Annotated in this window: 22 protein-coding genes; 13 read left to right on the top strand and 9 right to left on the bottom strand. The window is 71.0% G+C overall.

Annotation, left to right across the window (positions count from 1 at the left end; translation table 11 throughout):
• Positions 1-18: 18 nt before the first annotated feature.
• Positions 19-1,053 (bottom strand): NAD(P)-dependent alcohol dehydrogenase, encoded by a 1,035-nt coding sequence (locus ACTWPV_RS14075; protein WP_443152073.1) that lies wholly within the window; start codon positions 1,051-1,053, stop codon positions 19-21.
• A 371-nt stretch (positions 1,054-1,424) separates the two neighbouring features.
• Between ACTWPV_RS14075 and ACTWPV_RS14070 the strand changes: the two genes are divergently transcribed.
• On the top strand, positions 1,425-1,919 hold the full coding sequence (locus ACTWPV_RS14070) for a DoxX family protein (RefSeq protein ID WP_443152072.1): 495 nt from the start codon (positions 1,425-1,427) through the stop codon (positions 1,917-1,919).
• Positions 1,920-1,998: 79 nt separating this feature from the next.
• On the opposite strand, the gene ACTWPV_RS14065 is transcribed toward ACTWPV_RS14070, so the two are convergent.
• Positions 1,999-2,433, bottom strand: a complete 435-nt coding sequence (locus tag ACTWPV_RS14065) for a CBS domain-containing protein (protein WP_347645683.1) — start codon at positions 2,431-2,433, stop codon at positions 1,999-2,001.
• A gap of 173 nt (positions 2,434-2,606) precedes the next feature.
• Between ACTWPV_RS14065 and ACTWPV_RS14060 the strand changes: the two genes are divergently transcribed.
• Positions 2,607-3,758: a DUF418 domain-containing protein gene (locus tag ACTWPV_RS14060; RefSeq protein WP_443152071.1), complete on the top strand. Its 1,152-nt coding sequence runs from the start codon at positions 2,607-2,609 to the stop codon at positions 3,756-3,758.
• Here the strand turns inward: ACTWPV_RS14060 and ACTWPV_RS14055 are convergent.
• From ACTWPV_RS14055 to ACTWPV_RS14035, 5 genes are all read right to left on the bottom strand, one after another.
• A complete protein-coding gene (locus ACTWPV_RS14055; RefSeq protein WP_443152445.1) occupies positions 3,739-4,989 on the bottom strand; it encodes a serine hydrolase domain-containing protein in 1,251 nt (416 codons plus the stop codon). The two genes, ACTWPV_RS14060 and ACTWPV_RS14055, sit on opposite strands and share 20 nt — an antisense overlap.
• A 65-nt stretch (positions 4,990-5,054) precedes the next feature.
• On the bottom strand, positions 5,055-5,966 hold the full coding sequence (locus ACTWPV_RS14050) for a lysostaphin resistance A-like protein (protein ID WP_443152070.1): 912 nt from the start codon (positions 5,964-5,966) through the stop codon (positions 5,055-5,057).
• Between the two features lie 77 nt (positions 5,967-6,043).
• A complete protein-coding gene (locus tag ACTWPV_RS14045) occupies positions 6,044-6,475 on the bottom strand; it encodes a hypothetical protein (RefSeq protein ID WP_347645680.1) in 432 nt (143 codons plus the stop codon).
• 48 nt (positions 6,476-6,523) lie between these two features.
• On the bottom strand, positions 6,524-7,177 hold the full coding sequence (locus ACTWPV_RS14040; protein WP_443152069.1) for a 4a-hydroxytetrahydrobiopterin dehydratase: 654 nt from the start codon (positions 7,175-7,177) through the stop codon (positions 6,524-6,526).
• Positions 7,178-7,459: 282 nt separating this feature from the next.
• Positions 7,460-7,699, bottom strand: coding sequence for a hypothetical protein (locus ACTWPV_RS14035; RefSeq protein ID WP_443152068.1), 240 nt, complete (start codon positions 7,697-7,699; stop codon positions 7,460-7,462).
• A gap of 24 nt (positions 7,700-7,723) precedes the next feature.
• Between ACTWPV_RS14035 and ACTWPV_RS14030 the strand changes: the two genes are divergently transcribed.
• The 7 genes from ACTWPV_RS14030 (at position 7,724) to ACTWPV_RS14000 (ending at position 12,547) form a co-directional block, all read left to right on the top strand.
• Positions 7,724-8,353: a hypothetical protein gene (locus ACTWPV_RS14030; RefSeq protein ID WP_443152067.1), complete on the top strand. Its 630-nt coding sequence runs from the start codon at positions 7,724-7,726 to the stop codon at positions 8,351-8,353.
• A gap of 122 nt (positions 8,354-8,475) precedes the next feature.
• Positions 8,476-9,633, top strand: a complete 1,158-nt coding sequence (locus tag ACTWPV_RS14025; protein WP_347645861.1) for a DUF418 domain-containing protein — start codon at positions 8,476-8,478, stop codon at positions 9,631-9,633.
• 17 nt (positions 9,634-9,650) lie between these two features.
• Positions 9,651-10,157 carry a hypothetical protein gene (locus ACTWPV_RS14020; RefSeq protein ID WP_443152066.1) on the top strand — a complete coding sequence of 169 codons (507 nt, stop codon included), beginning with the start codon at positions 9,651-9,653 and terminating at the stop codon, positions 10,155-10,157.
• A 218-nt stretch (positions 10,158-10,375) separates the two neighbouring features.
• On the top strand, positions 10,376-10,765 hold the full coding sequence (locus ACTWPV_RS14015) for a hypothetical protein (protein ID WP_443152065.1): 390 nt from the start codon (positions 10,376-10,378) through the stop codon (positions 10,763-10,765).
• Between the two features lie 195 nt (positions 10,766-10,960).
• A complete protein-coding gene (locus ACTWPV_RS14010) occupies positions 10,961-11,167 on the top strand; it encodes a cold-shock protein (protein WP_055509312.1) in 207 nt (68 codons plus the stop codon).
• A 298-nt stretch (positions 11,168-11,465) separates the two neighbouring features.
• Positions 11,466-12,146 (top strand): PP2C family protein-serine/threonine phosphatase, encoded by a 681-nt coding sequence (locus tag ACTWPV_RS14005; protein WP_443152064.1) that lies wholly within the window; start codon positions 11,466-11,468, stop codon positions 12,144-12,146.
• A 5-nt stretch (positions 12,147-12,151) separates the two neighbouring features.
• Positions 12,152-12,547 (top strand): SpoIIE family protein phosphatase, encoded by a 396-nt coding sequence (locus tag ACTWPV_RS14000; protein ID WP_443152063.1) that lies wholly within the window; start codon positions 12,152-12,154, stop codon positions 12,545-12,547.
• Here the strand turns inward: ACTWPV_RS14000 and ACTWPV_RS13995 are convergent.
• Together ACTWPV_RS13995 and ACTWPV_RS13990 are read right to left on the bottom strand one after the other, a co-directional pair.
• Entirely contained in the window at positions 12,505-14,328 is a 1,824-nt protein-coding gene (locus ACTWPV_RS13995; protein WP_443152062.1) for an ABC transporter ATP-binding protein, read from the bottom strand. The genes ACTWPV_RS14000 and ACTWPV_RS13995 overlap by 43 nt on opposite strands.
• The gene (locus ACTWPV_RS13990) at positions 14,328-16,307 is read right to left on the bottom strand and encodes an ABC transporter ATP-binding protein (RefSeq protein ID WP_443152061.1); all 1,980 of its coding nucleotides are present in this window, start codon (positions 16,305-16,307) and stop codon (positions 14,328-14,330) included. Before ACTWPV_RS13990 ends, ACTWPV_RS13995 begins: the two co-directional genes overlap by 1 nt.
• A gap of 176 nt (positions 16,308-16,483) precedes the next feature.
• Between ACTWPV_RS13990 and ACTWPV_RS13985 the strand changes: the two genes are divergently transcribed.
• From ACTWPV_RS13985 to ACTWPV_RS13970, 4 genes are all read left to right on the top strand, one after another.
• Positions 16,484-16,900, top strand: coding sequence for an Hsp20/alpha crystallin family protein (locus ACTWPV_RS13985; RefSeq protein ID WP_443152060.1), 417 nt, complete (start codon positions 16,484-16,486; stop codon positions 16,898-16,900).
• Positions 16,901-16,952: 52 nt separating this feature from the next.
• Positions 16,953-17,438, top strand: coding sequence for a general stress protein (locus tag ACTWPV_RS13980; RefSeq protein ID WP_347645671.1), 486 nt, complete (start codon positions 16,953-16,955; stop codon positions 17,436-17,438).
• 518 nt (positions 17,439-17,956) lie between these two features.
• Complete coding sequence (locus tag ACTWPV_RS13975; protein WP_443152059.1) at positions 17,957-21,919, top strand: S8 family serine peptidase; 3,963 nt, start codon at positions 17,957-17,959, stop codon at positions 21,917-21,919.
• Positions 21,920-21,980: 61 nt separating this feature from the next.
• Positions 21,981-23,144 carry an AI-2E family transporter gene (locus ACTWPV_RS13970; RefSeq protein ID WP_443152058.1) on the top strand — a complete coding sequence of 388 codons (1,164 nt, stop codon included), beginning with the start codon at positions 21,981-21,983 and terminating at the stop codon, positions 23,142-23,144.
• Positions 23,145-23,147 lie beyond the last annotated feature (3 nt).

The following is a 23,147-nucleotide window of genomic DNA, read 5'->3' as shown; positions in this document are numbered from 1 at the left end:
CGCCGCGCACTCGGCCGGTCAGCCCCTGGCGGGCACGAGGATGCCGCGGCCCTGGAGCCGCCCGCCGTCCAGGTCGTCCATGGCGTCGTTGACGGCCTCCAGCGGGTACGTCCTCGTGTGCAGGCCGACCTTGCCCTGGGCGGCCAGGGCCATGAGCTCGTCCAGGTCCTTGTAGGAGCCGACCAGGTTGCCGATCACGTTGATCTCGCTGGAGATGATGTCGATCGTGGGGATCTCGACCCGCCCGCCGTAACCGATCACGAAGTACGACCCCGCGCGGCGCACCATCGCCACGCCCTCGGCCTCGGTGCCTCCTTCGCCGACGAAGTCCAGCACCACGTGGGCGCCCTGCCCGCCGGTGAGGTCGGCGACCGCCTCGACCTGGCGGCCGTCGGCATGGACGGTGTGGGTGGCGCCGAGCCCCTGGACGAGTTCGAGCGCGGCCGGTGACCGGTCGACGACGATGATCTCGGCGGGCGTCATGGCGGCCAGGCACTGGACGCCGATGTGGCCCAGCCCGCCGGCGCCGATGACCACGGCCCGCGTGCCCGGGTGGAGGAGCGGCACGGCCTTGCGTACCGCGTGGTAGGCGGTCAGGCCCGCGTCGGCCAGCGGCGCGACGTCCGCCGGCTGCAGCGAGGGATCCAGTTTGACCACGGAGCGGGCGGTGGTGAGCAGCAGGTCGGCCATGCCTCCGTCGGTGTCGATGCCGGGGAACTTCGAGGCCGAGCAGTGCACGTCGTCGCCGGCGCGGCACGCCCGGCACAGCCCGCACGTGACGAGGGGGTGCAGGATGACCGCGTCGCCGGGCCGGACGCCGGTCACGGCCGAGCCGACCTCGCGCACCCAGCCGGCGTTCTCGTGCCCGATCGTGTACGGCAGGCTCACGCCCGACTTGCCGGCCCACTGTCCTTCGACGATGTGCAGATCCGTCCGGCACAACCCGGCGCCGCCGATCTCGACCAGCACATCCAGCGGACCGCCGATCTCGGGCTCGGGGACGTCATCGACGACCGGACGTTTGTCGTACTCGTGCAGGCGTACCGCTCGCATCGCCACTCCCTGTCCGACAGATAGGTCGTAGCTCGATCCTTGGCGCGTTCGCCGCGAATGGTCAACGCCCGGTGGCCCATGAAGCGGTAGATCCCTGTTCCTAGGAGATGCGGTTCTGGTACGCCTCGAACCACACCCACGCCTGCTTGCCACCGCGCCTGTCGACGCCCCACGGATGGGCGCCACACAGCATGGGGGTCCGCGCTCGGTACGACGCCGCCCCCGGCTACCCCGTGAGGCGAAGAGGGGCCGGCGCCGGCGTACGCGGGACGGCGTAGCCGGGTCGCCGCTCGCCGGCGGATTCCTCGGACGGCGGATCCGGCGACGCTTGGTCGTGTCAGCAGGAGACGACGGAAGAGAGAAGCAAGCAGATGACCGCCACGTACACGAAGATGCTCGCCACGACGACCGAGTGGCTCGCCCGCCACAGCATCGACGCCCTGCGGATCAGCGTCGGCCTGGTCTTCCTGGGGTTCGGGTTCCTGAAGTTCTTCCCTGGCGTCAGCCCCGCGGAAGAGCTCGCGGTGGGCACGCTGGAACAGCTGACGTTCGGTGTGGTGTCGGGCGGCGTCGCGCTCGCCGTCGTCGCCGCCACCGAGTGCTTCATCGGGCTGACCCTGATCACCGGGAGGTTCCTGAAGGCCGGCCTGCTCGTGATGGCCGGGGCGCTCGTGGGGTTCATGTCGCCGCTGGTGCTGTTCTTCACCGACATGTTCCCCGGTGGCCCGCCCACCCTGGAGGCCCAGTACATCCTCAAGGACATCGTGCTGGTCACCGCCGCCATGGTGATCGCGGCCAGGGCACTGGGAGCGCGGCTCGTCCCGCCCCGCGAGCGGACGGCTTCGGACGTCAAGCTGGCCGCCTGACCCGTACTTTCGGCCCGACGGCGAAGCCCCGTGGAGCGACGCTCCGCGGGGCTTCACCGTGCCTGATCGTGCTTCCCGGTCAGGAATGCGCGTAGATGCGGTGCACGAACTCGGCCAGCTTGCTGTCGGGCAGCTCCTTGGCCAGGTCAGCCTCGGTGATCATGCCGATGATCCGGCGCTCGCGGATGACGGGCAGCCGCTTGATCTGGTGCTGCTCCATCTTCTGCAGCGCTTCCTCGACGCTGTTGTGGGCCTCCACCCACACCAGGCCCTGGGCCAGCTCCCCCGCCATGGTGGAGTCGAGGTCCTTGCCCTCGGCGCAGCACTTGACCACGATGTCGCGGTCGGTGATGATCCCCTTGAGCCGGTCGTCGTCGCCGCAGATCGGCAGCGCCCCGACCGACAGGTCGCGCATCATGCGCGCGGCGGTGCGCAGGCTTTCGTGCTCGCCGACGCACTCCGCTCCCTGGTGCATCACGTCCTGGACGGTCTTCGCGACCCCTGATGTGTCCATTGTCGCCTCCTTCAGCAGGATTGACGGAACATCACGCGCCCCCTACCCATCAGGCGGCGGCTCAGCCCGTGAGCCACCGACCGAAGACGCAAGGCCGTACATCCATCGATGTACGGCCGTTTTCGTCAGGCGGGACGATGGCGGCGGGGTGCGGCGGCAGCAGGCTGGAAGGTGTGAAAGGACGCATAGACGCACTGGACGTGCTGCGCGGCGTGGCGATCATGGGCACGCTCGGCACCAACATCTGGATCTTCACCGCTCCGGGCGGCCCCCTGGACATGCTGCAGCTGGGCGGCGGCGGCAGCGCGGTGGAGACCTTCGTGCGCTTCCTGTCCAACGGCAAGTTCCTCGGGCTGCTGACCCTGCTCTTCGGCATCGGCCTGGAGCTGCAGTACCGCAGCGCCGTGCGCAAGGGCCTGGCCTGGCCTGGACGGTATCTGTGGCGCTCGGCGCTCTTGCTGGCCGAGGGCACGCTGCACTACATCCTGATCTTCGAGTTCGACGTGCTGATGGGCTACGCCGTCACCGCCGTGATCGTCGCGTACCTGGTGGGCAGGAGCGAACGCGCGATCACCGGTTGGATGATCGGCATGGGGACGCTGCACGCCGCCCTGGCCGTCCTGGCCACGGTGGCCCTGCAGGCGCCGGCCACGGGCGGCGGCACGAGCCCCGTCTACACCGAGGGAAGCTGGCTCGACCAGGTCGGCCTGCGCCTGGAGTACGCCGCGATCTTCCGCATCGAGCTGATCTTCATCGTGCCCATGGGCGTCGTCCTCTTCCTTCTCGGCGCCCGCCTCCTCCGCGCCGGGCTGTTCGAGGACCGCGGCGCCCGGCTGCGCAGGAGGCTGATCGCGGTCGGGCTCGGCGCGGGCGTGCCGCTGAACCTGGCCACCTCCTTCGCCGGCCCTGGCTGGTTCGTGGCCGACCGCTACCTGCTGGCTCCCCTGGTCTCGCTCGGCCTGCTCGGGCTGATCACCACCATCGTGCTCGGCCTGCGCGGCGCCCCCGGCGTGGTACGGCGGGGGCTCACGAACGTCGGGCGGACGGCGCTGTCCGGCTACGTGTTCCAGAACCTGCTGGCCGGCGCGCTCTGCTACGGCTGGGGCCTCGGGCTGGCGAGCCGGCTCGACGCGTACCGGCCCTGGTGGGTGCCGGTCGCGTGGGCGGCGATCTGCCTGCTCATCATGGTGCTGTCCTCGTCGTGGCTGCGCCGGTTCCGGCGCGGACCGCTCGAAACGGCCTGGCAGTGGGCCTATCAGGCGCCGTTCGGTAACGCCGAGCAGCCGGCGAACAGCCCGAGCCGCGTCAGAAGTACTTCGGGGTGAGGTCCGTGGTTGGCCAGGTCTTCACGGTGCCGATCGCCTTGCCGAGGATGGGGTCGATCCCGTCGAAGTCCGGGCTGCCCTCCTCCTCCCTGCGGTTGAAGATCACGCAGTAGCTGACGCCGTGCTGCACGCGCGCGAAGAAGCTGAACGTGCCGGGCATGCTGCCGTTGTGCCAGGTGTTCAACCCTCCGGCGTTGTTCTCGCGCACGCGCCAGCCGAGGCCGTACCAGTCGCCGCCGGGGTTCTCGCCGAGCTCGGGCCTGGCGAAGACGCGCGAGATCGACGTGGAGTTGAGCACGGGCCCCGCGCCGTCGAAGACGAAACCCCACTTGACCAGGTCGACGGCCGAGGCCAGCCAGCCGCCGTTGGCGTCCTGGTTGGGCATGCTGAAACCGCCGTAGGGGTAGGGCACGGTCTTGCCCGACGGGTCCACGACGCTCTTCCTGGAGTACTTCGACTCGTACGGCACCTCGGTGGAGAACGCCTCGGAGCGGAGGCTGCGGCCGAGCCGCATCCGCTCGATCTCGACGGGGGCGAGCAGCTTCTGCCGCACGTACGTCTCGTAGGGCAGGCCCGAGACCCGCGCGATGACCCGGCCGGCCAGCATGTAGCCGTAGTTGCTGTAGACGTACTTCGAGCCGGGGGCGAAGTCGAGCTTCTTCGCGGTGGTGTACTTCGTGATGTCGGCGTGGTCGATCGGCAGCGGCACGTCCAGCGACGCCGCGATCGTGGTGTCGTTCCACAGCGGGTCGGTCGTCACGCCCCTGTCCCAGCCGCCGGTGTGCTGGAGCAGCCGCCGGAGGGTGACCTTCGCCAGCCGGGGATCGGCCTCGGTCGGCAGGTCCAGCAGGTCGGCGACCTTGTCGCCCAGGCTCAGCTTGCCGTCCTGCGCCAGCCGGACGATCGCGGCCGCGGTCAGGCTCTTGCTGAGGCTCGCGATCCGGAAGAGGGACGTCGGCTGCACCTTCGCCGTCGAGCCGTCCGGCCTGGTGTAGGAGCCGTAGCCGCGGGCGAGCAGGATCTTGCCCTTCCTGGCGACCGCGAGCTGCGCGCAGGAGATGTCCCGCTCCTTGATGTACGCCTTCAGCGCCTTGTCGAACCCGGCCATCGACGCCGGCACGACCCCGGTGGTCGGCGGCTCGGCCGACCCGGCCCACGCGGGAGCCGCCCCGAGCGCGATCGCCGGCACGGCGCCCGCGCCGGCCTGAAGGAGCCGCCGCCGGCTGAGCATGGTCACATTTCCCCCTGCTGTCACATTGCTCGCAATCGGCCTCTTTACTACCACAGAGCCAGGCGTCAGGGCCGGGGGTTCAGGTGGCCGCGGCGGTGGGCCAGCCGCAGGAACAGCACCGTCGGCACGCTGCACACCAGGATCGCGACGACGCTCGCCTCAGGACCGAACGCGCCGCCGGTCAGCGCCGCCGGCCCGGACATCGTCGCTTCGAGCAGCCCGTGCGACTCCGCTCCCGAGCCGGAGACGGTGACCCCGAAGAGGCCGGCTTCGGCGGCGTTCCAGCCGAGGTGCAGTCCGATGGGGACCCACAGGCTGCGCGTGGCGGCGTACGCGGCGCCGAGCATCAGCCCGGCCTCGACCGCGATGGCCAGCGCCCCCCAGCCGGTGGCGCCCGGGTTGGCCAGGTGCAGCGCTCCGAACAATCCGCCGGAGACCAGCAGCGCGCCCCACGTCCCGGCCATCTCCTCGACGATGCGGAACAGCGCGCCGCGGAAGAGCAGCTCCTCGACGACCGCGACCGCGCACATCGTCCCGAACACGGTCACGGCGCCCCCGGGCGACCCCCACCCGGTGACGCGGTAGCCGCCGACCACGGCGATGACGCCGATCGTGACCGTGAACAGCGCCAGGCCGGCGAGCGTCCACCGCCACACCAACGACGCGGCCTCCTCGCGGCCCGGCAGCAGCTCCATCACGTGCCGCCGCTCGGTGGCCCGCACCCCCATCGCGTACGCCCACATCGCGAACCCCGCGCCGAGACCGCCGGCCACCAGGCCGCCGACGGGCCCCGCGGCCATCCCGGCGGCGATCTTGTCGACGGCGGCGGTGACGCCGGCGAGCAGCACCACCACGATCAGAAGCCGGGCCATCGGCCGCGACCACCACCTGGCCTCCGCCACGGGAAGCACCTGCACGCCCAGCTCCATCGAAACGACCTCCACCCTCATGGCCTCGCGGCCCCACGCCGCGGCCACACCAAGGACGCTACGGCGGCGTACCGGTCGAGATCATCACGCTGGAGTGGACAACCGGGGGTAGCTCGCTCGGGGGATCAGGGCGCCGTTTCGTGGCCCGGCCGGCCAGGTGTGCGGCGGCGCTGCTTCAGCTCCGCCTCGTACAGGTGGCGGCGCCCGCCGGCCAGATCCTCGCGGATCTCCCGTTCGAGGTCCTGGAACTCGCGGTAGTAGCCGTCGTCGTACTCCTCCACGAGCTGGAACGTCCACCGGCCGTCGAGGACGTTACGGCCGATCAGCTCGCGCTCGATCCGATCGGCCCACGCGTCGTGCCCGCCCTGGCGCAGCTGCTCCACCACCCGGTCCAGCGCGAAGTCGGCGCTGCCGGTGAGCTGGTGCATCGCGTACAGATGGCCCCTGGCCCGGTGGATCATCTCCAGGGCCTCGCTGAAGCCGCCCAGCGCCTCGACGGTGACATCGTCCAGTCCCGCCGGGCGGCGGTGGGCGGGGTCGGGCACACGTTCTGTCATGAGGTCACCGCTACCCCACGGCCCCCACCCCTATCCGGCGAAACGCGGTCAGTCGCGCTCCTGCCAGGTGCACAGGCAGATTCGGTTGCCCTCCGGGTCGGCCAGCACCCAGAAGCTCGGCGCCCCCTCGTCGTCCACGAGCGTGCCGCCGGCGGCGAGCGCGGCGTCGATGCGCGGCCGCACCTGCTCGGGGGCCACCCACACGTCGAGGTGCCAGCGCTGGCGCGGCTCCTCGCTGCCGGACCTCTGGAACCAGATCGCGGGCAACGCGTCGTGCGGGTCGCGCACCTCGTTGTCGACCCCGTTCTCCGCCTGGTCCTTCATGTCCAGCACGGCGGCCCAGAACGGCAGAACCCCCTTGTGGGACGGGGTGTCGAGGGCGAGCTCCATGCGGGAGACGCTCCCGCTCTCCAGCTCCACGCCGGTTTCGGCGGCGATCCTGGAGATCGTACGAGCCAGCCGGACGTCGCGCTCGGTGACCCCGCGCTCGTCATGGCTGGTGAGCCGGACGTCGACGTGGGTGTAGCGCAGATCGAGATCGGGATGGTGGTCCATCTCCTCGGCCGCCGCGCCGATGGCGTCGACGACGGAGAGCCCGGTCGCGAAGTTCCCCGTCCTGATGCGGGTGTGCAGGCCACCGAGCAGGAGAACCCACCCGTCCAGCGCCTCGCCGGCGATCTGCTGTCCAGTGAGCTTGGTCATGGGTCAATGCTGGCGTACCGCCCGCGGATGAGGAAGACCTGCCCGCCTCGGGAGCACACGGCCTCGGGCGCACGGGCTCGCGACGGCAACCCGTTCGTTATGGCGTCGATCCGCGCGGGCGGCGACCCCGTACTCCGGGGCACTCGACCTTCCGGAGACCAGCATGACCATCCGCTCGTTGCCCATCGTGCTCCTCGTGCTCGCACTGCCCGCCACCGCCTGCACCGCCCCCACCGGACAGGCCGCCTCCTCGTTCGGCCGCCCGCCCTCGGCGGCGCCGTCTCAGGCGTCGCCGTCGTCGTCGCAGCCGCAGGGCGTCGTGTCCGTGGCGGAGGCCGAAGCCGTACTCGAACAGTGGGAGGCGGCGGAGACGGCGGCCCAGCGACAGGGCGGCACGGACTGGACGGCGGCGGAAACCGGGCTCGCCGCGACCATGAGCAAGGCCGAGAGCCGGGCGCGCGAGATGATCGGCGAGCGTGTCACCGCCCCGAGGCGGGCCATCGTCAAACCGCGGTTCGCCATCCCTGGGAAGGTCGCGGGCGCGCCGTGGTTCATGGCCGAGTTCCGCCGCAAGGGCGGCACCTCCTGGTCACAGGCGATCTTCAAGAAGACGCGGGACGGCTGGCGCATGACCGTCATGTCCATCACCTCCGCCAAGTCCGGCCACCCGCCGTCGCCCGCGACGACAAGGGCCTGGCCACCGCGGTCGCACCGGACGACGGCGACGGCCTCATCGCCTCGCCTCGCGAGATCGCCTGGGCCCACGCCCGCCTGCAGGCCACGTTCGGCCAGGACCGCGACGCCCGGCGGCTCTTCACCGCGAAATCCGCCGCCCGCCTGGACGCCGACGTCAGGCTCGACGAACGCGAACACCTGGGCAACGAGTGGAACATCACCGTCCGCTCACGTCCGGCCACCGACATCTACGCACTGCGGACGACCAACGGCGGCGCTCTCGTCTGGTACGGCATCCAGCAGCAGAACACCATGGTCGCGCGCCCCGGCGCCACCATGAAGTTCACCAACCGCGTGCCCGCCGCGCTGAGCCACGGCCGCAGCTACACCCGCAAGGCCGTGCTCAAGACGGCCGGGATCTACCTGGCCGTCGTGCCACGGTCCGGCCCGGTGCGCATGCCCGGGGAATGGTTCATCAGCCTCGGCGTCAGCGGGTCCTGAGCCGGCCCTCGCCGTCAACCGTGCACCTAAGTACACCCCCGGCGTGCCCTCATCCCCATTCCTGCCCCCGACCTGGCTCATTAGCGTCGAAGCCAGTAACCAAGGGGGTTTCAGCCGTGAACATGTCACTCCAGTCCTCGACCTCACCGAAGGGGCCGGTCGCCCCTCCCGCCCGGGCGCCCGCCCCGGACCTCGCCCGCGGCATCATGTTGCTGGCCATCGCGTACGCGCACGCGCCGCTCTACGTGCAGCCCGCCGACCGAGGCCCGTCGCTGCTCAACGACGTCCTCGCCTTCCTGCACCAGCTCCTGGTCAACAACCACGCGCGGCCGATGTTCGCGTTCCTGTTCGGCTACTCGCTGGTGCAGTTGCTGAACCGGCAGCTGGAGCGCGGCAACGACTGGGTGAGCGTGCGCAAGCTGCTGCGCCGCCGGGGCTGGTGGTTGCTCGCGATCGGATTCGTGCACGTCCTGGTGCTCATCCCGCTCGACATCCTCGCTCCGTACGGCATCGCCGCCCTGCTCTGCGTCGGCCTGCTGCGGGCCAAGGACGCGACGCTGCTGTGGGTGTCGGGCATCACCCTGGTGCCGTCGGCGCTGCTCGTCGGGCTCGCCATGTGGTATCCGCTGTCGGAGGGCATCTCGGCGTACGAGGCCGGCAGCATCGCCCCCGGCGCGCTCGGCCCGGTCGAGATGCTGGCGGGCCGGCTCGTGGGCTGGCCGTTCGGTCTGGTCATCGGCGTCATCATGGTGATCCCCGGGGTGCTCGTCGGGATCTGGGCCGCGCGGCGGCGGCTGCTTGAGGAGCCCGTCCGGCACCGTACGCTGCTGATCCGCGTCTCGGTGGTCACCACGGCGGTGTCGCTGCTCGGCTCCGTTCCCGCGGGGCTCATGCAGGCCGGCTGGTGGGCCGAGCCGTCGAGCCCGGCGGTGCTGGTCGCGTCGCTCGTCCAGCCGCTCAGCGGGCATTTCGGCGGCATCGGCCTGGCCGCGATCATGGGGCTGGCCGCGATCCCGGTCATCCGGCGGCCGAACGCCCTGGCCACCGCCCTCCAGGCGCTGGGCCAGCGCTCCATGAGCCTGTACCTCTTCCAGTCCGTCGTGTTCGTCGCGCTCTTCTTCCCGTACGGGCTCGGCCTGCAGGACGACCTCGACCTCGCCGGCGCCACGGGAGTGGCCACGGCGACCTGGCTGCTGTCGATCCTCGTCGCCGACCTCATGCGCCGCGCCGGGCACCGCGGCCCGGCGGAGATCCTGCTGCGCCGCCTGGCCTACCGGTGACGGGTTAGGGTGACCGGGTGCCTGTCCGATTGATTGGTGCCAATCCCGGTCTCACCCTGTTCGTCGCCGGCGAGCGGGTCGCCTTCGCCTCCGTGTGGCGGGTCGACTGGTCCGAACGCGGCAAAGGACACGCCCTCGTGATGTGGCGCGGCGGCACGACCAGGATCGTCGCGGAGGAGCGGGAGCTGGGTGAGTGGCTGGCCGCCGGCTTCACCCGGCACTTCCCCGAGGTGCGTGGCCTGCCGTGGCCCGAGCCCGCTTTCACGCGGGCGCCCGTCCACCTCGAACTCGACCTGGACAAGGGGCTCCGGGCCACGGCGGACGACGTGACGGTCGAGATCCCCGGCCCGCCGCGCGAGCGGCGGGCCGTCCGCGTGCCGGAGTTCGACCTGGGAGGCGTGCCGCACCTGCTCACGAACGTTTTCATGCCGTGCGAGAGCGGCAGCATGACGATCGGCGGCACGGCGGTAGCGGCCGACTCCGCGACCGCCTTCCTGGCCGACGCAGAGGTGTGGAGCAGCTGACCTCCCGGCTGGCGCCGACGTGACGCGGTGTCAGCATCCGGCCGGCCCGCCTCTCCTGCCTGGGGCCGGGCAGCGGCCAGGCGAGCGCGACATGGACAGGCCCGGGGCCGCCGAGCCGTCGCCTGCGGATAGGGTCGGAAGCCAACCCGGGAGCGGAGGGACCGATCATCAGCAGCGACCACTCCCGCCCGCATGACGAACGATCCCCGCGCCGCCGGGTGACCGAGGCGGCGATCCTGAGCGGGCACGACCAGAGCCTGGCCGACATCGCCCAGTGGACGTGCCCGCACGGGCAACATGCCGGGAACGGCTGCGTCCCCTGCTACCACGCCGCGGACGAGGCCGACCCGGCGTTGCCGCTGTGGGATGTCGCGGTGTGGTTCACCTCGGTGCGGCCCATCCCGATCAGGGCGCTGCACGACGTGCACCGCCATGACCGCCAGTTCGCGATCGACCAGCCGTCGACGCCGCTGGTCTACCTGCTGAGCGGGCAGGCCAGAGCGGCGCTGGGCGCGGAGGCGGTGGCGGGCGTGGTCGGGTTCCTGGTGCAGAACCAGCACATCGTGGACGAGTTCGTCGTGACGGAGATCCGTGCCGTGCACTCATGAAGCGCATGCGCAGGCGATGTGTGATAGCCTGAAAACAGTTGCAGATGTGTTACCCATAAGACTTGTGCGCACCTGACGATCTTGATCTTCGGGTGCGTTTTTTGTTTCCGGTCATCTCCGGATGGGCTCATTCCAGCGACGCGGGGTCCGTAAAGTGCGGATCTCGTCTCCGCCTCCTATCTAAAGGAGATAGACATGGCGACCGGAACCGTGAAGTGGTTCAACTCCGAAAAGGGCTTCGGCTTCATCGCGCAGGACGGCGGCGGCGCCGACGTCTTCGCCCACTACTCCAACATCGTCTCCAACGGTGGCTACCGTGAGCTGACCGAGGGCCAGAAGGTGGCCTTCGACGTCGTCCAGGGCCAGAAGGGCCCGCAGGCTGAGAACATCGTTCCCGCCTGACACGGCATCAGGCTCGCAGAGCCGGGGCCCGCACCAGTCTGGTGCGGGCCCCGGCTCAGTTCTGGGAGAAATCACCCATGAGGTGAGCAACCCTGGGTAGGACGCAGACGTAACAGGAGGGTCGCGAGGAGAGTCCTGCGCATGCGGAGTGACGGCGAACTGATGCTGGGAGGTCTGCTGGAGGCGGCCCACCTCATCGCACTGGAGCAGGTCCCCCGGCGTGGTGGCCGAGCACGCGCGGGTGGCCGGACTCACCCGGACCCTGATCTACGTGACCGATCTGCAGTAGCAGCGCCTCGTGCCCCTTCCCGGCCAGCACGGCGACAACGGCGAAGTGCTCGCTCCGATCCTGATCGACACGACACTCGCCGGACGGGCCCTCCGGAATGTGGAGATCGTACGCAGCCGGCGCGAGCCGGACACCACGCCCAGGCCCGAGGAGGAGCCGCGGGTGTGGGTGCCGATCCTGGACGGCACCGAACGCCTCGGCGTGCTCCAGGCGAGCCTGCCCGACCTCGGAGAGCTCGCCGAGCGGCGGGTCATACATCTGGCCTCGCTCCTCTCGCTCATCCTGGCGGCGAAGCGCAGCCACAGCGACTCCTACGCGCGGCTGGTCCGCGTCCAGCCGATGACGCTGTCGGCCGAGGTGCTGTTCAACCTGCTGCCGCCGGGCACCTTCGCCAACGAGCGCGTGGTGGTCAGCGCCGCGCTGGAGCCGGCGTACGAGGTGGGCGGCGACGCCTACGACTACGCCATCGACGGCGACACCCTGCACGTCTCGATCTTCGACGCCATAGGCCACGACACGTCGGCCGGGCTCACCGCCACCATCGCCATGGGCGCCTGCCGTAACGCCCGGATCCAGAGGGCCGACCTCCCCACCGCCGGCGAGGAGATCGACGAGGCGATCGCGGAGCAGTTCACCGGGCGGTTCGCACCGGCATCCTGGCCGACCTCGATCTGCGCACCGGCCAGCTGAGCTGGGTGAACCGGGGCCACCACCCACCGCTGGTGCTACGCGGCGGCCAGTGGGTGACCACGCTGGCCGCCGAACCCGACCCGCCGATGGGCTTCCGGCTGGGCCCGCGCACCGGGCTGCTCGACTATCAGCTGCAGCCGGGCGATCGCCTGATCTTCTACACCGACGGGATCATCGAGGCACAGAGCCCGGACAGGGAGTTGTTCGATCCAGGCCATCCTGAAGCACCAGCGCGGCAGGCTCCAGGACGACGCCACCGTACTCGTGGTGGAGTGGCAGAGCCGGACCCCGGAGCGGCTCGTGTTCTGAAACCGCACTGTCCCGGACGCCCTCCCGCCCTTGCGGCACCGGACGGTCGTCATGGTGAGCCGACGGGGACGAAGCCGGAGCCGGCTCGGTAGTTGGGCGACTGGTGGCGGAAGTAGGTGTTGTAGACCTGGCAGTAGCGGCCGCCGCGGGCCAGCAGCGTGGAGTGGTCGCCCTCCTCGACGATCTGGCCGTGGTCGAGCACGATGATGCGGTCGACGTGTTCGATCGTGGAGAGCCGGTGGGCGATGACGATCGAGGTGCGGCCGGCCAGCACGACGTCAAGGCCCTCCTGGATCTGGGCCTCGGTCATCGGGTCGACGCTGGCCGTGGCCTCGTCGAGCACCACGATCGCGGGATCCTGGATGAGCAGGCGGGCCAGCGCGACGAGCTGGCGCTGGCCCATGGACAGGGCTCGGCCGTGCTCGCCCACATCGGTCTGCAGGCCGTGCGGGAGCGCCTCGACCCAGTCGCCGCCGCCGACCGCCGACGCGGCCGCGAGCACGTCGGCGTCGCTCGCCTCCGGCCGCGGATAGCGGATGTTGTCGGCGACCGTGCCGCTGAACAGGAACGGCGCCTGCGGGACCGCGCCGATCTGCCGGCGGTAGGCGGGCAGGTCGAGGCCGCGGATGTCGTGGCCGTCGATCAGCAGGCTGCCCTCCTGGAACTCGTAGAAGCGGGTGATCAGCTTGCTCAGCGTCGACTTGCCCGCGCCGGTGTGACCGACCAGCGCGACGGTCTCGCCCGCCTCGATGAGCAGGTTGAAGTCGCGGAGCACGGGATTGCCCGGGTCGTAGCCGAACGTGAGGTCGCGGAACTCGATGCGCCCGGCGATCCTGCCGGGATCCTGCGCGCCGGTCTGCACCACTCTCGGCTCGGCGTCGATCAGGGCGAAGACCCGCTCGGACGCGGACAGCCCCTGCTGGAACTGGGACCAGAACGCGGCGATGGACGTCAGCGGGAACCAGAAGAGCGCGACCCCCTGCAGGAAGAGATACCAGTCGCCGGCGCTCAGGCCGCCGCCGAGCACCGCCGTGCCGCCCAGCTGGACGAGGGCGACCGTGGCGAGCCCGGCCACCAGGAAGAGCACGGGAAAGATGGCGGAGAAGACGAACCCCTGCCGCAGCGTCACTCGGTAGCTCTGGCGGTTGATGGGCATGAACTCGTCGTAGACCTGCTGCTCCTGGCGGAAGTTCTTCGCCACCGCGATGCCGCCCATGGTCTCCTGCAGGTTGGCGTTGACCCGGCTCAGCGAGCGTTGCGCGTGACGCGTGCTGGCCCGCGCGAGGCGGCGGAAGACCAGCGCGAGGCCCACCACGATCGGCACGACCAGCATCGTCAGCAGGGCGAGCTCGACGCTGCGCAGGAACAGCAGGACCGTCACGAAACCGACCATCAGCACCTGGCTGATGAGATCCATCGTCAGGGTGGAGACCGTGGCGAAGTCGTCGGTGTCGGACGCCACCCGGCTGACGATCCGGCCGGACGGCGTCTCGTCGTAGAACGACAGGTCGCGCTCCAGCACGGCGTCGAACGCGTCTTCGCGCAGCCGCAGGACGACGTCGCCGGTGACCCGCGCGCTCTGCCACTGCCGGACGAAGTTGAACCCCCACCCGAGCACCCCGGCCAGCAGGGTGCCGGCGACCAGCTGCAAGCCCACCTCGGCGATCGTGCCGTCGGCGAGCGCGTCGACGGCCAGGCTGGCCAGCAGCGGGATGGCCGCCTGGCTGACCGAGCCCAGCACGATCATCGCGGCCACCACGAACATCGCGACCATCTTGGGCCTGAAGTAGGACAGGATCCGGCGGAGCAGGTCGCGGTCGTTGTAGGTGCGGTCGTAGTCTTCGGCGTCGAGGCCGTCCATGATGAAGCCCATCAGCGGGCCCTCCCCTGCTCGCTCTCCAGGACGGGCGCCTCACGTGCGGGATCCAGCCCGTCCGGCGCGACCGCCAGGCCTCCCGCCTCGTCGGGCCCGATCGCCGAGCCCCTGACCTCCTCCAGCTCGATCGCCGAGCCTCTGGCTCCCTCCGGCTCGGTCGCCGGCTGTCCTGCCTCTTCCGGCGTGTCGCCCTGCGGGGCCACGTCGACCTCGTCGTAGTGGGCGAAGATCCGGCGGTAGAGGCGGCTGCGCTGGATGAGCTCGTCGTGGGTGCCGCAGCCGACCAGCTCGCCCCGCCTGAGCAGCAGGACCTTGTCGGCCCAGCGGATCTGGGAGAGCCGGTGGGTGATCAGCAGCGTCGTGCGCCCGTCGAGGACGCGGCCGATCGCCTGCTGGATCTTGTCTTCCGTGGCGGAGTCGATGGCGCTCGTCGAGTCGTCGAGCACGAGGATCGCCGGGTCGGTCAGCAGGGCCCGCGCGATGGCCAGGCGCTGGCGCTGGCCGCCGGACAGCGTGACGCCGCGCTCGCCGATGACCGTGTCGTAGCCGTCGTCGAGCTCGCCGATGAACTCGGCGGCCTGGGCGTCTTCCGCCGCCCGCACCACGGCCTCGCGGTCGGCCCGCTGGCCCAGGCTGAAGGCGATGTTCTCGGCCACGGAGCGGGAGAAGAGCACGATGTCCTGCTCGATGGTGGAGATCTGGGAGCGCAGCGAGTCGAGGTCCCAGTCGCGGATGTCGGTGCCGTCGACCAGGATGCGGCCCGAGGTGACGTCGTAGATGCGCGGCACGAGCTTGGTGAGCGTGCTCTTGCCCGATCCGGTCTCGCCGACGATCGCCACCGTCTCGCCGGGCCGCACGCTGAACGTCACGCCGCGCAGCACCGGGTCGCCCTCGTCGTAGCCGAACGTGACGTCCTCGAAGACGATCTCTCCCGCGATGGGCGCGGCGCGGCCGTCGGCCCGCTGCTCCAGCTCGGCCTCGGCGCTGATGATGCTCAGGATCCGGCGGGAGGAGGCGATGCCGATCTGCACCAGCGAGAAGGTGAAGATCGAGATCTGCGTCGGGAAGCCCAGCATGACGACCAGGCCCATGTAGGCCACCAGGTCGCCGACCGTGATCGCCCCCGCGCCCTGGAGCTGGAGACCGTGCCACAGGGCGCCGGCCACCGCGAAGGCGTAGAGGAGGGTGGGCAGGTAGCGTGCCTGGACGAGGCCGTTGCGTACGAAGGAGTCGCGGTAGAGGCGCGCGTTGGCGCGGAACCGCCCCCGCTCCTGCCCCTCCTGCGCGGTCACCTTGATCACCTCGATGCCGCGCACGGCCTGGCTGAGCCCGGCGTTGAGCTCGCCGAACTGGTCGCGCATGCGGGTCGACACCGGGTTGAGCCTGCGCATGTAGTGGCGGAGCGCGAACACGAAGACGCAGGCGTAGACGCCGGGCACGAGCAGCAACCGGGGGTCGATGGTGGCGATGAAGAAGAACGGCACCAGGCCGGTCAGCCAGGAGTCGACGATCAGATCGACGCCGGGACTGATCATGATGGACAACTGCCGGATGTCGTTGGCCGCCCTGGCCATGAGGTCGCCGACCCGCTGCCGGTTGTGGAAGGTCTGGCTCTTGCCGAGCAGGGCGACGTAGAGCTCGTCGCGGGTGTCGCGTTCCAGCCGTTTGGCCAGCACCTCGCTGCCCATCCTGGCGACCATGTCGGACAGGCCGCGGGCTGTCACCAGCGCGAGCATCGCCAGCGTGATCGACCACAGGGCGGAGGCCGGCTCGCCCCGCTCGCCCAGGACGGCGTCGAAGGCGTCGCCGGTGAACTGGGGCACGGCGGCGTTGAGCACCACCATGACGAGCGACCCGCCGAGGAACCCGGCCAGGTGCTGTGGATGCCGGCGCAGATGGGACCAGAGCCAGCGCACGGGACCGCGCCGGTCGTAGCGCGGACCGGAGACGGAGAACTCCGAGCTGTTGGTGGTCACCGGTAGGTCCTTTCCCCCCTTGGCCGCGGTGGCGGCACCGGTCCTGTTCCTATCACCGGGGTCTGACAGATTCCCATTGCTTTTCGTCGCGCTTGACATAAACCTACAACTGTAGTTACATGTTTTATAAAGCCACACATAGAAGAATCGACCTACATGTACGGAGGTGGCAGACGATGCGGCTCGCGTCGATCGGCTCGGCTCTCCGCGAGCTGGAGCGGCAGTTCGGCCGGCTGACCCGGCCCGCGCCAGGCGCGTGGGCGGCGATGCCGATGGACGCCGTCCGACGCCGGGACGAGATCGTGCTCCGCTTCGACCTTCCCGGCATCGACCCGGACTCGATCGAGGTCACGGCCGGCCGCGGCGTCCTGGCGGTGCACGCCAGGCGCGAGGAGACGTACACCGAGGACGAGAGCGCGTTCGTCCAGGGGCACTCGACCGGCACCTGCACCCGGCAGATCCGCCTGCCCGACCGTTTCGACGCCGACGGCGCCCGGGCGGCATACGACGACGGCGTGCTCACCGTGCGCGTGCCGGCGCGGGAGCCGGCCCGGCCGCGCAGGGTCGAGATCGCCGGGGCGCCCACGAAGTGACCCGTGGGCGTGGCGGTTTCGCCAGGCCCACCACGGAGAAAGGGGAACCACGATGTTCAAGACGGCACCGACGGTCATCCTGCCGGCAGCGGAAGACCGCCCGGTGATCGGCACCTACACCACCGCCGAGCAGGCCAAGAAGGCCGTCGGCTTCCTGGCCGCGAACGGTTTCCCCGTGGAACGATCCGCGATCGTCGGCCACGATCTGCGCCTGGTCGAAACCGTCATGGGCCGCGCCACCGCGGGACGCGCCGCGGCCGCGGGCGCCGCGACCGGCCTCTGGTTCGGCCTCATGATCGGCCTGCTCATGCCGCTCTTCACCAACTCGGCGGGCTCGACGGGGACGCTCGTGCTCGGCGGCATCGCGTACGGCGCACTCTTCGGCGGCGTCTTCGGACTGGTCTCCTACCTGGTCAACAAGGGCCCCGGGTTCGTCTCCCAGCAGGCCGTCATCGCCGACCGTTACGACGTCGTGGCCGATGCGGCGGTCGCCGACGACGCCCGCAACCTGCTGATCAAACACAACTGGCGCTCGTAGCCGGAATCTGAGCAACAGCGGGTGGTTAGCACATATCACCACAAAGAGTAGCCTTACATGCGCCCACAGCTACATGTCATTTAGCATGACGGTTAGCATGATGTGGGCGTAGGCCAGGAGGCGGTCGAGAACCTTCGCACCTTGGGTGGTGACGTCTCGGATATCGAGGTCAAGAAAGCCCACCGTGAGTTGCCGAAGGCGGTCCGGGAGACTCTCTCCGCCTTCGGCCGAGGTCCCGGAGTTGGACCCAGCCCAGAAGCCGTGCTTCTACAGAGGCGCCGGAATGACGAAGGGGAGCTTCATTCGCGTTGGAGACGGCGACCGGCATCTCTCCAGCTACGAGATCCAGATCATGTCGTCACGAGGGCAGTGCCGGTGCGGTTGTCGTATTCATGACATGGCGTGATGTTGCCTCAGGTTGTGCTTGAAGGTCGCGCAGGTCGTGGGCCAGGCTGCTCGACGGCGTTCGTGGCGCTCGTCGACATCGATGGCCGGGCGCCGCGAGTGGAGGCTCCCCGTTGCGACAGCACGTCTTTCCCGCCCGGCCACCGCGCCGCACCGCCGCCGCGATCTCGGTCGCGATGACGGCGCTGCTCGTCCTGACCGGGATGACGGTCCCCGCGCAGGCGCAGGCCGAACCGGCTCGAACCCCGTTCCGCCAGGCGGCGGCCGGCGACACGCCTGGTGACCCCCCTGGTGACAGGGCCGGCGACCCACCTGGTGACACGAGCGGCGACACTGGCGGCGACACTGGCGGTACGAAGGTCGAGGCCGAGCTGGCCGGACGGCTGGCGGGTGGGGACTCCGCGTTCTGGGTGGAGTTCAAGGCACGGGCAGCGCTGAAACGGGCCCCGGCGATCAAGGACTGGACCGCGCGCGGGGCCGCCGTGGTGGCCGAGCTGCGCTCGACCGCGGAGTCCAGCCAGTCCAGGGCGCGGGAGCTGCTGAAGCGGTCGGGGGCGCGGTACACCTCCCTGTTCATCGACAACTCGATCTACGTGCACAGCGGCTCGGCCGCGCTGGCGCGTGAGCTGGCGCAGGATCCGGCGGTCGAGCGCGTACGGACGCCGCGCACCTACCGGCTGCCCGAGCGGAAGCCGGGCGAGCGCGTGGCCGCCGCGGGGGCGGTGGAGTGGGGTGTGGCCGCCGTCCACGCCGACAAGGTGTGGAGCGACTACGGCAGCGACGGGCACGGCGTCGTGGTGGGCAACATCGACTCGGGCGTGGACGTGGCCCACCCGGCGCTGGCCGGGGCCTACCGGGGCGCGGGCGGGACGCACGACTACAACTGGTACGACCCCACGAACCTGTGCGCCGAGCCCGGCCCGTGCGACTCCTACGGCCACGGCACGCACACCATGGGGACCATGGTGGGCTCCGGGGGCATCGGCGTCGCGCCCGGCGCCCGGTGGATCGCGGCGAGGGGCTGCCAGGACTACCGGTGCGGCGAGCTGACGCTGGCGCTGTCCGCGCAGTGGATGCTGGCCCCCACGGCGGCCGACGGTTCCGCGCCCGACCCGGCCAAGCGGCCGAACATCCTCAACAACTCCTGGTCCTCGGCGCCGGGTGACGAGTGGTACCGCGACTACGTGCGCCAGTGGGTGGCGGCCGGCATCTTCCCGGCCTTCGCGGTGGGTAACGACGGGTCCGACTGCGGCACCCAGCACTCCCCCGGCGAGTACCCGGAGTCGTACGCCGTCGGAGCCGTCGACCAGAACGGCGCGGTGGCCTGGTTCTCCTCGCGCGGCGCGGAAGGGGCCGACGACAGCAAGCCGGACATCGCCGCGCCCGGCCAGAACGTACGGTCCAGCGCTCCCGGCGGCGGCTACGAGGTGCAGAGCGGCACGTCGATGGCCGCGCCGCACGTGAGCGGCGCGGTGGCGCTCATGTGGTCCGCCGCGCCGGAGCTGGCCGGGGACATCGCCGCGACCAGGGACATCCTCGACCGCACCGCGCAGGACCGCGCCGACACGACCTGCGGCGGCACCGCGGGCGACAACAACGTGTACGGCGAGGGCATGCTGGACGCCTACCGGGCCGTCGGCGCGTCGCCGAGAAAGGGGGCCGGCACGCTGACCGGCACGGTCACCGACGAGCGCACCGGCGAGCCGGTGGCGGGCGTGCGGGTGTCCGCCACCGGGCCGCGCACGCTGGACACCACGACCGCCGCCGACGGGACGTACCGGCTCTATCTGGACGAGGGCGGCTACGACGTCAGCCTGTCGTTCTTCGGCTACCGGACGCACGACCTCAAGGACGTGCAGGTGAGCGGCGGCGAGACGCGGACCATCGACGTCGGGCTCTCAGCCGCGCCCACGGGGCGCGTGACGGTCCGGGTCGTGGACGGGTCGGGGCAGGGCTGGCCGGTGTACGCGGCGGTCACCGTGGCCGGGGCAGGGCGCACGTGGTTCGGCGACCCCGACGACGGGCGGGCGGTTCTCGACCTGCCCCTGGACGGCACGTACGAGATCACCGCCACCCCGCGCCACCCCGGCTACGCCCCGGTGACCGGCCAGGTCACGGTCGGCGGCGACGTCACGCTGGACCTGTCCGCGCGGATCGACGCGGCCGCCTGCGCCGCCCCCGGCTACGCCGCCGCGAACGGCGTGTGCGCGCCGGTGCCCGGCACGCTCGTGTACGGCGCCGTCACCGACGCGAACACCGGCGACCCGGTCGACACCGCCACCGTCACGAGCGGGGCGATGGAGAGCGAGACGGCGCCCACCCCTGACGACGACGCTCTGCCTGACGGCTTCTACTGGGTGTTCGCGCCCATGTCGGGCGAGCGCCTGCTCACCGCCGCCCAGCGCGGTTACCGGCCGGCCTCAGCCCGCGTGACCGCGAAGGCCGGCGAGGTGGCGAGGACCGACTTCACGCTGAAGGCCGGCCGGCTCTCGGTCAAGGAGGACGACGTCTCGGAGCGGGCCAGGCTCGGCCAGAAGGTCAGAACCCGCCTGACCCTCACCAACCGGGGCACCGCGCCGCTGACCTACGACCTCGCCGACTCGCGTCGGGACGTCGGGCCCGCGCTGCGGGGCGCGCCCGTGCGCCGGGTCGAGACGGACGGCCTCAGCCCTGCCGCGATCACCACGGCCGCGCCCGGACCAGCCGCCACCGAGCAGGCCGCGGCTGCGGGGCCGTGGACGGGCGTGGCCGACTACCCGACCACGATCAGGGACAACGCGGCCGGATTCCACGACGGCAAGGTGTACTCCTTCGGCGGCTCCCTGCGCGGCGAGGGCGGCACGCCCGCCTCGTACGTCTATGACCCGATCACGACCTCCTGGACCCCTGTAGCGGACATGCCGGAAGCCCGGCAGAAGGCCGCCTCGGGGTTCGTGGACGGCAGGTTCTACGTCGTCACCGGCTGGGACGCGCAGGGCGAGCCGGCCGCGCGTACCCTCATCTACGACCCCGCGACCGACGGCTGGAGCACCGGCGCGGACAACCCGCACCCGTGGGGCGCGGTCGGCTCGGCCGTGCTCGACGGCAGGATCTACGCCGTCGGCGGCTGCGCCGGCGAGTGCCAGACGGCGACGACCCAGGTCACGGTGTACGACGTGGCGGGTGACCGCTTCACCACCGCCGCCCCCTACCCCGAGCCGATCTCGTGGGCGGCCTGCGGCGGCCTGGACGGCAAGGTCTACTGCGCGGGCGGGCTGGCCGAGGGACCGCGCGGCACGCAGCGCTCCTACGTGTACGACCCGGCCAGCGACGCCTGGGACCGGATCGCCGACCTGCCGTTCGACCTGTGGGGCAGCAGCTACGCGGTGGCGAACGGCAGGCTGGTCGTCGCCGGCGGGGTCACGAAGGGCGGCACCACCCTCACCAACGAGGCGTTCGCGTACGACCCCGACGCCGACACCTGGACGCCGCTGCCGAACTCCCGCTACGCCCTCTTCCGGGGCGCCGCCGCCTGCGGCCTCTACAAGGTGGGCGGCGCGGACGGCCCGCGCGTCACCCCGTTCACGGAGTTGCTGCCCGGCCATGACGGTTGCGACGCGGCCGGCACGGACGCTCCCTGGCTGAGCGCGAAGCCGGCGCGCGGCACGCTCGCTCCCGGCGCCAGCGCCCGGGTCACCCTCACGCTGGACGCCCGCGAGCTCTCCAGGCCGGGTACGTACGAGGCGGACCTGGTGGTGAACGAGGACACGCCGTACCCGGCGCCGCGCCTCGGCGTGACCCTGGAGGCGCGGGCGCCGTGGCACTGGGCGCGGCTGTCCGGCCAGGTGCGCTCGAAGGCGTGCGACGGGACGGTGACCCCGCTGGCGGGGGCGACGGTCACGGTCGAGCGCCACCGCGAGTCGTGGACCGTGGGCACCGGCTCCGAGGGCCGCTACGAGCAGTGGCTGGGAGGCGGTCTGCCGAAGGCGAGGATCACCGTCACCGCCGGCGGGCACAGGACGTCCGCCTTCGACGTCCGGCTGCTGCCGCACGCCGACGTGCGGCGCGACGTCACGCTGACCCGCGAGGGCTGCTGACCGCCTGGTTCGGATCACCGTTCGCCGTGGAGTCCCGCCCATTCGGGGCAGAGATGATGGTGTGAAGAACCTCAAGCCCGGTCGGGAGCCCTTGTGGGGGCTGGTGCCGCCGCTGCTGGCCAGGATGGCCGCGTGGAGCGCGTGCCTGATCCTCATCGGCGTGGTGGCCAACTACCTGATCGGCGTGGTGGCGGCGATGCGCCTCATCGCGCTGCCCGTGGCGGTCGCGCTGCTGCTCACGGCGCTGCTCTTCCCGCTGACCAAGCGCCTGGGCGAGGCGGGCATGCGACCGATCTACGCCACGTGGGTGACGATGCTCGTCGCGCTCGCCGTGCTGGCCGCGACGGGCTGGATCATCGGTGTACGCGGCAACGAGGAGTTCCCCGGCCTGGTCAGGCAGGTCCAGGAGACCGCGAAGACCGTGGAGGGCTGGCTCTACAGCGGCCCGCTGCGCCTGGAGCCCAACCAGCTCAGCCAGTGGGTCGAGGACGTCGCGGCCCTGATCAGGGCGCAGCAGCAGCAGATCACCACCACGGTGCTCCAGGGCACCATGGTGGTGCTCGAAGTGCTGGCCTCCATCGTGCTGCTGCTGTTCGTGACGTTCTTCCTGCTGAAGGACGGCGACCGGATCTGGGGCTGGTTCCTCAAGGGGTTCGGTACGGCGGCGCCGCGGGTCGACAGGGCGGGACGGACGGCCTGGGCGACGCTCTCGCATTACGTGCACGGCACGGTGGCCGTGGCGGCGGTGCACGGCATCGTCATGGGCATCGTGCTGGCGGTCATGAGGGTTCCGCTCTGGCCGGCGCTCGCCCTGCTGATCTTCCTGGCGAGCTTCGTCCCCATCGTCGGCATCTTCTTCGCCGGGGCGGTCGCGACGCTGGTCACGCTCGGATCCAGGGGCCCCGTCTATGCGCTGATCTTCGTCGGCATCCTGGTGGTGGAGCAGCAGCTCGAGAACCACGTGCTGCAGCCGCTGATCGTCGGCAGGGTGCTGCGCTTCCACCCGCTGGCCATCATCATCGTGCTGGCCGTCGGCGGCATCCTGGCGGGCATCGCGGGCGCGGTCGTCGCCGTGCCGATCGCCGCGATCCTCTACCGGTCGGTACCCGAGCTCTTCCGTGACCCGCCGCCCGAGCCGCCGCCTCCCAAGCCGGAGGGGAAGGAGCCGTCGCATCTCAGGCCTGCCGTGCCGGGGGACGGCGAACCGCCCGCCGGCAAGAACTAGGGT

Origin of the sequence: Nonomuraea sp. KM88, from assembly GCF_052245635.1 — a bacterium.
In the GTDB taxonomy this organism is placed as follows: Bacteria; Actinomycetota; Actinomycetes; order Streptosporangiales; family Streptosporangiaceae; genus Nonomuraea.
The sequence above is the reverse complement of the archived record's forward strand: the minus strand, read 5'-3'. Positions and strand labels throughout refer to the sequence as shown.